The organism is Burkholderia sp. L-4 (assembly GCF_056856535.1).
Genome location: NZ_JBXEOX010000001.1, coordinates 1809240 through 1820936 on the forward strand (window position 1 = coordinate 1809240; position 11697 = coordinate 1820936).

Consider the following 11697-nt stretch of genomic DNA (forward strand, 5'->3'; position numbering starts at 1 on the left):
TTTGTCGCCCGTCGCTCAGGCGCTCAGTGCATCGACACCATCCTGCGCACGCGAGCGCGCCGGCATCGTGTCGCTGACGATGCGCCCGTTGTCGAGCTTCAGCAGCCGGTCGGCGAGATCGAAGTAGCGGTCGTCGTGCGTGATCACGATCACGGCCTTGCCGCGCGCGCGCAGCTCGGGCAGCAGCTGCTCGTAGAACACGGCCTTGAACGACGGGTCCTGGTCGGCCGCCCATTCGTCGAACAGGTAGAACGGCCGGTCTTCCAGATAGGCGACGACGAGCGCGAGCCGCTTGCGCTGACCGGTCGACAGCGCGCGCGTCGAGAACGCGCCGTCGACCACCTTCACCTTGTGGTCGAGCGCGAGCTTCGCGACGAGCGCGTTCGCCCGTGCGTCGGCCTGCGCGCGCGACGGATCGTCGGGATCGACGATGCCGAGCAGCGCGTCGAACAGGTGGAAGTCGTTGAATACCGCGCTGAAGCGCTGCCGGTACGCGGCGCGCTCGCGCCAGCCGATCGTGCGGCCGTCGACCTCGATCGTGCCTTCCTCCGGTTCGTAGAGCCCCGTCAGCACCTTCGCGAGCGTCGTCTTGCCGCTGCCGTTGCCGCCGACGATGAACACGAGTTCGCCCGGCTTGATCGTCAGGTCGATCGGCCCGATGCTGAACATCCGTTCGTCGCGTTCGTGGAAGTACGCATGCGTGACGCCGCGCAGCGTGACGGCGCCGGCCGGCGGCACGTCGGGTGCGTCGGCGGCGGGCGGCACCGTGCGCAGCGCGCCGAATTCGGCCATCACGCCTTCGATCCGCGTGAGCGACACGCGCGCGGCGTTGACGGTCGGCAGGTTGTTCAGCAGACCGTCGAGCGGCACGAGCATGAACAGGAACACGACGACGTAGCCGGCGGCGGCGGCCGGGTCGGCATGCACGCCGAGCTGTGGCCAGAACGACGCGACGCCGAGGAACACGTAGAACAGGAAGATGATCCAGCCGACCCCGACCGCGTATGCGCTGAACGCGCGGCGGCGGTGGTCGCGCACTTCGCCGATCGCGGCGCCGAGCTGGCCGTCGACGAACTGGCGGGCACGCGCGTCGTGCAGCTTCAGTTCCTTCGCGCCGGAGAACAGCGAGCCCAGATAGCCGAACAGGCGGTCCTGCGCGTGGCCGGCCGCCTCGAGCGACGCGATCGCGCGGCGGTCGCCGGTGTGATAGCCGAGCGAGCCTGCGATGATCGCGGCCAGCGCCAGCAGGCACACGGGCCACGACAGCCAGGCGAGATAACCGAGGCAGCCGAACACGATCGAACCGTGCATGACCAGGTTCGGCAGCGCGAAGAACAGCATCGACACGTTGGTCGCGTCGTCGGTCAGCACCGACTGCACGGGCGCCGCGCCGATCCGCTCGATGTCGCGCAATTCGGCGGCGCCGACGCGTCGCGCGAGATGGACGCGCAACCGCGCCATCGTGTCCTGCGACAGGCGGGCGAACAGCGTGCCCGACACGATCCGCGTGACGAGCGCGATCACCGCGCACAGGGCGAAGCGCCACGCGAGCGATGCATCGGCCGCGCCCGGTTGAGAGAGCGCGCGGTTCAGCGTCGCGACGAGCAGCACGCTCGCGACACCATTCAGGACGCACGCAGTGAGCGCAAGCGTGAGCGACACGCGGCTTTCGCGCAGCAGCGCAAGGATCAGGCGCGCCGCGGGGCGGCCGGGAGAGGCGTCGAGGGACGGCGGGGAGGAAGGCTCGTGGGCGGCTGTCATCGGCAACGTCGGTAAAGGGAAGGCAGGCAAAAACGCGGAAACGGTGAATCTGACGCGAAAGCGGCGGGCGAGGCGGGGCCCCGTTCCGGCTTCCTCCCTGATAGACGAACGGGGCACGCAAATATTTAGCGGCACCGTCAAAAAAATGCGGCCGCACGCACTTTGCGTGCAAAACGGTAAAAAATCGGCCGCGTCGTTCGTCACACCAGTGAAGCCGCCCCAAGCGGCCCCGAGACTTGGCCGAAGCGGCCGGACCGAAGGACTTCACGCACATGACGAGTTTCCCGACTGCGCTGCATCACCGAATCCGCGAACTGGCGCGCATCGCGCCCGACGCACCCGCGATCGCGGTTCCTTTCCAGAATGACCTGCGCCTGTCGCGCGGCGCGCTCGACGCGCGGGCGGCGTACCTGGCCCGGCAACTGCGCGCGGCCGGTGTCGGCGCGGAAGTGCGGGTCGGCGTCTGCGTCGAGCGTTCGTGCGAACTGTTCGTCGCGCTGCTGGCCGTGCTGAAGGCGGGCGGCGTGTTCGTGCCGCTCGATCCGCGCCATCCCGCCGCGCGCCTCGACTGGATCGTCCAGGATGCGCAACTGCGGCACGGCATCGTCGACGCGGCCGGCCGCGCGGCGCTCGGCACGCCGTTCGAACATGCGTTTGATCCGGCGGCGGCATCGGGCGAGCAGGATCTCGTCGCCGGCGACGAAGCCGTGACGGTTCACCCGCGTTCGGCCGCCTACATGATCTATACGTCGGGCTCGACCGGCACGCCGAAGGCGGTCGTCGTCGAGCACGGACCGCTCGCCGCGCATTGCGCCGCGCTCGCGGCCGCGCTGCCGATCGAGGCCGGCGACCGCCTGCTGCATTTCGCATCGGTCAATTTCGACGCCGCGCACGAATGCTGGCTCGCGCCGCTCGCCGTCGGCGCCGGCATCGTCGTGGCGCCGCCGCAGCCGTTCGCGCCGGACGCCGCGCATGCGCTGCTCGTGCGCGAGTCGGTCAACGTCGCCGCGTTCCCGCCTGCCTACCTGCGCGAATTCGCGGCCGTCGCCGCGCGCGACGGCGTGCCGCCGGCGCTGCGCGTGCTCGCGTTCGGCGGTGAAGCGCTGCCGCAACAGGCATTCGAGTTCGTACGCGGCACATTTCCGTCGGTACGACTGATCAACGGCTACGGGCCGACCGAGGCCGTGATCTCGCCGATGCTGTGGCCGGTCGAGCCGGGCGAGACGCCCGTGCTGGCGGCCGACGACGCGTATGCATCGCTGCCGATCGGCCGCGTGATCGGCCCGCGCGTCGCGCGCGTCGACGGCGCCGCGGCCGATGGCGTGGGCGAGCTGCTGCTCGGCGGCGTCTGCGTCGCCCGCGGTTATCACGGTCGCCCGGCCTTGACGGCCGAACGTTTCATTCCCGATGCGCAGGGTGAACCCGGCGCGCGCGTCTACCGCACCGGCGACCTCGCGCGGCTGCGCGACGACGGCGCATTCGATTATCTCGGCCGCCTCGACGATCAGGTCCAGGTGCGCGGCGTGCGCGTGGAGCCGGCGGAAATCGCCGCGTGCCTGCGCTCGCACCCGGCCGTGGCCGACGCGGCCGTGGTCGCCGAAACCGGCAACGGACCGACGCGGCTGATCGCGTGCGTCGCGCTGCGCGCGGCGGCCGACGATGCGGCGCTGAAAGCGCACGTGGCCGCGCAATTGCCGGCCGCGTGGCAACCGCACCGCTTCGTGCGGGTCGATGCGTTGCCGTATACGTTGAACGGCAAGATCGACCGTGCCGCGCTGCGCGAACGGATTGCCGCCGCGCGCGACACGACGCAAGGTGCGGGCGATACGCCGCGTACGCCGACCGAACGACAACTGGCCGATCTGTGGCAGACGCTGCTGGGCCTTGACGTCATCCCGTCGCGTGACGACCGGTTCTTCGCGCTGGGCGCCGATTCGCTCGCCGCGATGCAGCTGCAGGCCGCGATTCGGGCGACCCTGCGCGTGAACCTGCGGCTCGACACGCTGTTCGCCGATCCGGCGCTGGCCGAACTGGCCGGGACGGTCGATCGGGCGGAACGCGAGACCGGCGAGCCGTTGGCCGCGATTTCCGCGCGTCGCGCCGCGGCCGATCCGGCGGCATCGGGCGTGCCGCATGTCGACCGTGCGGCCTCGCTTGCGCAGCAGCGCTTCTGGGTGCTCGCGCAAACGCGTGACGCGAGCGCCGCGTATCACATCGCCGCGCACTGGACGATCGACGGTGCACTCGCGCGCGACGCGCTGCAGCGCGCGCTCGATCACGTGATCGGGCGTCATGAGGCGTGGCGCACGACGCTCGTCGACAACGACGACGGCATCGTGATGCAGCGGATTCATGCGCATCTGCCGGTGCCGATCGCCGATATCGACCTGCGCGACCAGCCGCCCGCCGCGCGCGACGCACAAGCCGCGCGCCTCGCCGAGCGCGACGCGGCCGAGCCGTTCGACCTCGCGCGCGGCCCGCTGCTGCGCGCGACGCTCGTCGCGCTCGCCGACGACCGCCACCGCCTGCTGTTGACCGCGCATCACGCGATCACCGACGGCTGGAGCTCGCGCTGCGCGTTCGACGAACTGTCGGCCGCGTACCGCGCGTACGCCGAGGGCCGCGAGCCGTCGCTGCCCGAGCTGCCGATCCAGTACGCCGACTACGCGGACTGGCAGCGCGACATGCTGGCCGGCGGCGAGGGCGAGCGCCAGCTCGACTACTGGCGCGGCGCATTGCGCGACGTGCCGGGCCCGCTTGCGCTGCCGGTCGACCGCCAGCCGGGCGCCGTGCGCACGCTGCAGGGTGCGCGCGTGTCGGTGCGCCTGCCCGACGCGGTCGCGGCCGACGTACGGCAACTCGCACGCGATGCGCAGGCGACCGTCTTCACGGTGCTGCTCGCCGCGCTCGACGCGTGGCTGTCGCGCCTGACCGGCGCAACGGATGTCGTCGTCGCGGTGCCGGTCGCGCATCGCCAGCGCCCCGAAACGCGCGCGCTGCTGGGCCTGTTCCTGAATACCGTCGCGCTGCGCGTGCAAGTGGCGCCCACGCTGCCGTTCCGCGCGCTCGTCGACGCGGCGCGCACGGCGGCGCTCGATGCGGTCGCGCACCAGGACGTGCCGTTCGAGCGCGTCATCGATGCGGTGAAGCCGCCGGTCAAGCGCGGCGACGAATGGCTGCGGGTGAAGTTCGCGCAACAGTTCGATGCGCGGCACGACAGCGTGCTGCCGGGCGCCACGGCAGTCGCGACGCCGGGGCCCGATCTCGCCGCGCGCTTCGATTTCGCGGTGGATTTCACCGACGACGCGAACGGGATCGAACTGGTCGCCGCGTACGCGACCGACTGCATCGACGCGGACACCGCGCGTGCCTGGCTCGACAGCTATGCGGCGCTCGTCGGCGCGGCCGCGCACGATCCGCAACACCCGACGGCCGTACTGCCGTGCGACGCGTCGGCAAGCTCGCGCCAGCCGCGCGACGGGCGCGCACTGCGCATCGAGCATGCCGACGTCGTCGCCGCGTTTGCGCGGCAGGCGGCTGCCTACCCGCATCGCGTCGTGCTGTCCGACGCATCGACCTCGCTGACGTTCGCCGAGCTCGACGACGCGTCGAACCGCGTCGCCCGCGCACTAACGCAGCGCGGCGTGGCCGCCGAGGCGCCCGTGATCGTCTGCGTCGAACGGTCGGCACGTTTCGTCGTCGGCCTGCTGGGCGCGCTGAAGGCCGGCGCGCTCGCCGTGCTGCTCGATCCCGCGCAGCCGGCCGCACGACTCGGTGCCGCGGCGGCCGACTGCGGCGCACGCTGGGCGCTCGTGGCGGACACGGCCGCGTGGCCGGCCGGCATCGATACGCAGCCGCTCGACGTCGACACGCTCGCGCAGGATGCGACGCTCGCCCACGCGGCCGGCGTGCGCGTCGCGCCGCATCCGGAGCAGGGCGCGTACCTGATCTACACGTCGGGCTCGACCGGCACGCCGAAGGGCGTCGTCGTGTCGCACGGCGCACTGGCCGACTACGTGCAGGGGATGCTCGATGAACTCGCGTTCGCACCCGACGCCTCGTTCGCGATGGTGTCGACCGTCGCGGCCGACCTCGGCCATACGACGCTGTTCGGCGCGCTGTGCGCCGGCCGCACGCTGCATCTGCTGCCGGCCGCCTGCGCGTTCGATCCGGACCAGTTCGCGGACGAAATGCGCCGCCGTGAAGTCGGCGTGCTGAAGATCGTGCCGAGCCACCTGCAGGCGCTGCTCGACGCGCGCGTGCCGGCCGACGTGCTGCCGCGCCACGCGCTCGTGACGGGCGGCGAGACGCTCACGTGGGCGCTCGTCGCGCGCCTGGCCGCGCTCGCGCCGGCCTGCCGCGTGATCAACCATTACGGGCCGACCGAAGCGACGGTCGGCGCGATCGCGTGCGACACCGCGTCGATCGCCGCCGATGCGCGCGACCCCGCGAGCGGCGTGCCGCTCGGGCTGCCGCTGCCGAATGCGCGCGCGCTCGTGCTCGACGCGTTCGGCGCCTGCGTGCCCGCCGGCGCGACGGGCGAGCTGTATCTGGGCGGGCCGGGCGTCGCGCGCGGTTACCTCGGGCGCCCGGCGCAAACCGCCGAGCGTTTCGTGCCCGATCCGTTCACGCCCGGTGCGCGGCTGTATCGCACGGGCGACCGCGTGCGACTGCGCACGGATGGCCGTCTCGCCTTCCTCGGCCGTATCGACGACCAGGTGAAGATCCGCGGCTACCGCGTCGAGCCGGGCGAGGTGAGTGCGGCCGTGCGCGCGGCCGCGCCGGTCGCGCAGGCCGAAACGCTCGCGATCGAGCACGACGGCCGCCTGCGGCTCGCGACGTTCGTCGTGATGCGCGACGACGCGGCCTTCGACGAAGCCGCCGTGCGCGCGGCACTTGCCGCGAAGCTGCCCGACTATATGGTGCCCGCGCAGTTCGTCGCGCTGGCTCGCCTGCCGGTGACGGCGAACGGCAAGATCGATCGCGCGGCATTGCGCGAGCTGGCTGCCGCGCCGGTTGCGGTTGCGTCCGGCGATGCGCCGCGCGGTGCGGTCGAAACCGTGCTCGCCGACGTCTGGCAGGCCGTGCTGAAAGCGCCGAAGGTCGGCCGCGACGACAATTTCTTCGAACTCGGCGGCGATTCGATCCTCGTGCTGCAGGTGATCGCCCGTGCCCGCAAGCGCGGCGTGCGCTTCACGCCGAAGCAGTTGTTCGACGGCCCGACGGTGGCCGAACTCGCGCGCATCGCGAAGACCGACGATGCGGCCGCCGCCGTCCAGCCCGCGAGCGCTGCCGCGACGCCGGTGGCCGCATCGGTCCTGACGCCCGCGCAGCAGCGCTTCTTCGCGCTCGATACTCCGCATCCGGGCCACTGGAACCAGTCGGTCGCGTTCGACGTGCGCGGTGCATTCGACGCCGACGCATTCGCGCGCGCATTTGACGCGCTGCTGACGCATCACGACGTGTTCCGCCAGCGCTTCGCGCGCGGCGCGGACGGCGTCTGGCGCGCAAGCGAGGCAGCCAAGCCCTACGACGCATTGCCGTTCGTCGAAGTCGCCGCACGCGACGCAGCCGACGGGCTCGCACGCTTCGACGCGCTGCAGCGCCGTCTCGACCTCGGCCGCGGGCCGCTCGCCTGTGCATGCGCGGCGCGCCTGCCGGACGGCTCGACGCAGCTGTATCTGGCGATTCACCACGCGATCGTCGACGGCGTGTCGTGGCGCATCCTGCTCGACGACCTCGACACGGCCTACCGCGCCGCATGCGAACGCACGCCGGTCCGCCTGTCGCAGCCGGGCCTGCGCGCAGACGCATGGGCCGCGCGGCTCGCGCGTGCCGCGACGGAACCGGGCTCGCCGTTCACGGCGGAGGCCGCATACTGGGCCGGCATGGCGCAGGGCGACGACGTCGTCCCCGATCATCCGGACGCAACGGCCACGAACGCCGATGCGGCCGTCGTCGTGCAGACGATCGACGCGGCATTGACCCGCGCCGCGTTGACCGACGCGCATGCCGCCTATCGCACGCAGACGATCGAGCTGCTGGGCGCGGCGCTCGCGCTGGCGCTGGCCGGCGCGCGCGACGCCGCTGCGTGCCGCGTCGAACTGGAAGGACACGGCCGCGAAGCGCTGTTCGACGATGCGGACGCGAGCCGGACGATCGGCTGGCTGACGAGCCATTACCCGGTGACGCTGCCGGTCGCGGCGACCGCGCGCGACACGCTATGCGCGGTCAAGGACACGCTGCGCGCCGTGCCGCACAAGGGGCTCGGCTTCGGCGTGCTCGCGCACTACGGCGATGCGGCGACGCGCGCGGCGCTGGCCGCCGTGCCGCGCCCGCGCGTCACGTTCAACTATCTCGGCCAGTTCGACGCGCCGCGCGATGCCACGCTCGTACCGCGCTTCGGCGGCACCGGCGTCGAGCGCGATCCGCGGGGGCCGCTCGGCAACACGCTCGCGATCCACGCATACCTCGATACGGACCGCGACGGCGCGCGTACGCTCAAGGTGCACTGGGTCTACGGTGCGCCGCAGTTCGAGCGCGCGACGATCGACGCGTTGGCCGAACGCTTCGCGTCGGCACTGCGCGAACTCGTCGACGCGTGCGCGTCGCGCATCGCGCATCGCGGCGCCGGCGCGACGCCGGGCGATTTCCCGCTCGCGCAGGCCGCCGGGCTCACGCAGGCCGCGATCGAACGCACGCCGCTCGACTGGCGCGCGATCGACGACGTGTATCCGCTGTCGCCGATGCAGCAGGGCATCCTGTTCCACGCGCTGTTCGCACCGGGCCACGCGAGCTACGTGAACCAGCTCGTCGCGACCGCGACCGCGCTCGACGCCGACCGGCTCGCGGCGGCGTTCGACGCGTCGATCGCGCGTCACGACATTCTGCGCACGAGCGTGATGCCGGACGAAGCCGCGCCGCTGCAGTGCGTGCACCGCCATGCGCGGATCCCGGTCGAGCAGCTCGACTGGCGCGAGCGCGGCGACACGCTCGACGCCGATTTCGACGCCTGGCTCGCGGCCGACCGCACGCGCGGCTTCGACTGGCGCGAGCCGCCGCTGATGCGGCTGACGCTGATTCGCGTGTCGGACGACGCATGGCGCGTCGTGTGGACGCGTCACCATGTGCTGCTCGACGGCTGGAGCACGGCGCGCCTGCTCGCGGATGTGCTGCGCGACTATCGCGACCCGGATGCCGTGTCGCCGTTCGCGAGTCGTCCGGCGCTGCGCTACCGTGACTTCATCGCATGGCTCGGCACGCGCGACCGCGACGCCGACGAGCGTTTCTGGACCGGGCGTCTTGCCCGCCTGGATGCACCGACGCTGATTGCCGACCGGTCGGCCGACCGCGCCGAGGCCGAGATGGTCACGTGGCGTGCGACGCTCGATGCGCACGCGCTGGCGCGCGTCGCGCAGACGGCGCGTGCGCTGAAGCTGACCGTCAACACGCTGGTGCAGGGCGCCTGGGCGCTCGCGCTGCAGCGGATGACGCACCAGCCGGCGGTCGCGTTCGGTGCGACCGTCGCGGGCCGTCCCGACGCGCTCGCGGACGTCGACTCGGTGCTCGGTCTGTTCATCAACACGCTGCCGGTCATCACCGCACCGGCGCCGCAGCAACGCGCGGCCGACTGGCTGCAGGCGCTGCAGCGCGAGAACGCGGCCGCCGCCGAACATGCCCACACGCCGCTGGCCGACATCCAGCGCTGGGCGCGCGGGGCGGGCGGCGCACTGTTCGATACGCTGGTCGTGTTCGAAAACTACCCGGTCGACGACACGGCGCGCGACGCCGATCCGCGCGCGCTGGCATTGAGCGGCGTGCGCAGCATCGAGGCAACCGATTTCGCGCTGACGCTCGTGATCGAAAGCGGCGCCGAACTGACGATCGACTACGGTTACGACGCCGCACGTGTCGATGCGCGTCAGGTCGAGACCTGGCATCGTGCGTTCGCATGTGCGCTCGATGCACTGGCCCGTACGCCGGACGCGCTGCTCGGCACGCTGTCGATCGCCGACGCCGCCACCCGCGACGCACTGGCGCATGCGCAAGACACCGCGCATGCTTGGCCGATCGCGCAACGGCAGCCGCTGCACCTGCAATTCGCCGAGGCGGCGCGGGCGACGCCGGACGCGATTGCACTCGAATACGCCGACGTTCATGGCGGCGTGCATCGTGCGACCTATCGCGAGCTCGACGTGGCAACCTCGCGCATCGCGGCCGCGCTGCGCCGGCGCGGTGTGCGGCCCGACACGCCGGTCGCGCTGTGCGTCGAGCGTTCGTTCGACATGGTGATGGCGCTCGTCGGCGTGCTGAAGGCCGGCGCCGCGTACCTGCCGGTCGACCCCGACTATCCGGCCGAGCGCATCGCGTACCTGCTGCGCGACGCGCGGCCGGCCGTCGCAATCACACAGGCCCATCTGCGCGAGCAGGTCGAGGCCGCGCTGGGTGAAGGCGCCGACACGCAGTTGCTGACGGTGGCGGACCTGCTTGCCGATGCGGCGGACGAAGCGGACGGCGCGCCCGCAAGCGGCTCCGCCGCGATCGACGACGCACGGCTCGCCTACCTGATCTATACGTCCGGCTCGACCGGCAAGCCGAAGGGCGCCGGCAACACGCACGGCGCACTCGCGAACCGGATTGCGTGGATGCAGCACGCGTACCGGCTGACGCGCGACGACGTCGTGCTGCACAAGACGCCGTTCGGTTTCGACGTGTCGGTCTGGGAATTCGTGTGGCCGCTGGCGATCGGCGCGAAGCTCGCGATCGCCGCGCCGGGCGACCATCGCGACCCGGCGCGTCTCGCGGCCGCGATCCACGCGCACGGCGTGACGGTGCTGCATTTCGTGCCGTCGATGCTGGCCGCGTTCGCCGCTCATCTCGACGACTTCTCGGCCGCCGCGCAATGCGACAGCGTGCGCCTGATCGTCGCGAGCGGCGAGGCGCTCGCGCCCGAACTCGTCGCGAAGATGGCGCGGCTGCTGCCGAATGCCACGCTCGTGAACCTGTACGGACCGACCGAAGCCGCGATCGACGTGTCGCACTGGACTTGCGGCCCCGACGACGCGAATGCGGTCGCGGTGCCGATCGGTCATCCGATCGCGAACCTGCAGCTGCACGTGCTGGACGCCGCGTGGCAGCCGGTACCGGCCGGCGCGACCGGCGAACTGTACCTGGCGGGCGCCGGTCTCGCGCGCGGTTATCTCGGCCGCCCGGCGTTGACCGCCGAGCGCTTCGTGCCCGATCCGTTCGTGCCGGGCGCGCGCATGTACCGCACCGGCGACCTCGCGCGCCGGCGCGCCGACGGCGCGTTCGACTACCTTGGCCGCGTCGACACGCAGGTGAAGCTGCGCGGCCAGCGGATCGAGCCGGGCGAGATCGAAGCGCTGCTGCGCGCGGCGCCCGGCGTGAACGATGCGGTCGTGATCGTGCGCGACGAGCAATTGATCGGCTACCTGGCCCGCGGCGATGCGGGCCCGCTCGACCGCGCGGCGCTGCTCGACGCACTGCGCGCGCAACTGCCGGCGTACATGGTGCCGTCGCAACTGATCGAGCTCGACGCGTTGCCCGTCACGCCGAACGGCAAGTGCGACCGTCATGCGCTGCCCGCGCCGGTGCGCGACACGGCCGAAGCCGTCGAACTCGCGACCGACACCGAACGCGCGCTCGCGGCAATCTGGCAGCGCGTGCTGCACGTGGACGCGATCGGCCGCGACGGCGATTTCTTCCTGCTCGGCGGCCACTCGCTGCTCGCGACGCAGGCCCACGCGCAGGCCAACCTGCACTGGGGTCTTGCGCTGCCGCTGCGCACGCTGTTCGACACGCGCACGCTGGCGCGCTGCGCGGAAGCGATCGACGCGGCCTGCGCGGCGCGCGGCGAGACCGATGCGGCGAGCGCGATCGACGCGCTGCTCGGCGAACTGGAAACCCAATAAGGAC

2 protein-coding genes are annotated in these 11697 nt (G+C 72.1%); one reads left to right on the plus strand and one right to left on the minus strand.

All coding sequences use genetic code 11. The features are described from left to right. Nucleotides 1–15 precede the first annotated feature (15 nt). On the minus strand, nt 16–1761 hold the full coding sequence (locus AC1VVG_RS08470; protein WP_034186920.1) for a cyclic peptide export ABC transporter: 1746 nt from the start codon (nt 1759–1761) through the stop codon (nt 16–18). A gap of 272 nt (nt 1762–2033) precedes the next feature. Between AC1VVG_RS08470 and AC1VVG_RS08475 the strand changes: the two genes are divergently transcribed. Further along, nucleotides 2034–11693, plus strand: a complete 9660-nt coding sequence (locus tag AC1VVG_RS08475) for an amino acid adenylation domain-containing protein (RefSeq protein ID WP_482835485.1) — start codon at nt 2034–2036, stop codon at nt 11691–11693. Nucleotides 11694–11697: the final 4 nt, after the last annotated feature.

Excerpts from the sequence above, each read along its gene's own strand:
- AC1VVG_RS08475 (WP_482835485.1), top strand. The coding sequence starts at position 2,034 with ATGACGAGTTTCCCGACTGCGCTGCATCACCGAATCCGCGAACTGGCG.
- AC1VVG_RS08470 (WP_034186920.1), bottom strand. The coding sequence starts at position 1,761 with ATGACAGCCGCCCACGAGCCTTCCTCCCCGCCGTCCCTCGACGCCTCT.